The organism is Streptomyces niphimycinicus, assembly GCF_018883605.1.
GTDB lineage: Bacteria > Actinomycetota > Actinomycetes > Streptomycetales > Streptomycetaceae > Streptomyces > Streptomyces niphimycinicus.
In genome coordinates, this window is the sequence record NZ_JAHLEM010000951.1 from 1 (window position 1) to 861 (window position 861).

General features: G+C 73.8%; 1 protein-coding gene. It reads left to right on the plus strand.

All coding sequences use genetic code 11. The features are described from left to right. Nucleotides 1-861 (plus strand): beta-ketoacyl synthase N-terminal-like domain-containing protein (locus KN815_RS46025; protein WP_216347740.1); only part of this gene is annotated, 861 nt, incomplete at both ends.

Here is an 861-nt window from a genome sequence, read left to right on the forward strand (position 1 = left end):
GACCCGCAGCAGCGGCTGCTGCTGGAGACCTCCTGGGAGGCGTTCGAGCGCGCCGGAATCGATCCGGCGGGCCTGCGCGGCAGCAAAACGGGCATCTTCGTGGGCGCCGCCTACCAGGGCTACATCCCCGACTGGCCCCATATGCCCGAAGGGCTGGAGGGCCACCTGGTCACGGGCATCTCCGCGAGCATCATGTCCGGCCGCATCGCCTACACCCTCGGCCTGGAGGGCCCGGCCGTCACCCTCGACACCGCCTGCTCGTCCTCGCTGGTCGCCCTCCACCTGGCCTGCCAGTCGCTGCGCCAGGGCGACTGCTCCCTCGCCCTCGCGGGCGGCGCCGCCGTGATGGGCGCCCCGATGGGGCTCATCGGCTTCGCCCGGCAGCGCGGCCTGGCACAGGACGGCCGCTGCAAGGCGTTCGCCGAGGGCGCCGACGGCATGGGCCTCGGCGAGGGCGTCGGCATGCTGCTGCTGGAGCGGCTTTCGGACGCCCGCCGCAACGGCCATACGGTGCTGGCGCTCGTGCGCGGCTCCGCCGTCAACCAGGACGGCGCCAGCAACGGCCTCACCGCGCCCAACGGCCGCTCCCAGCAGCGGGTGATCCGCCAGGCGCTCGCCAACGCCGCACTGACGGCGGAGCAGATCGACGCGGTCGAGGCCCATGGCACCGGCACCCCGCTGGGCGACCCGATCGAGGCGGGCGCGCTGCTCGCCACGTACGGGAAGGACCGCGCGGCGGACCGCCCCGTACTCATCGGTTCGCTGAAGTCCAACATCGGCCATCCGCAGGCCGCCGGGGGCGTCGGCGGGGTCATCAAGATGGTGCAGGCCATGCGCCACGGCCTGCTGCCCAAGACGCTC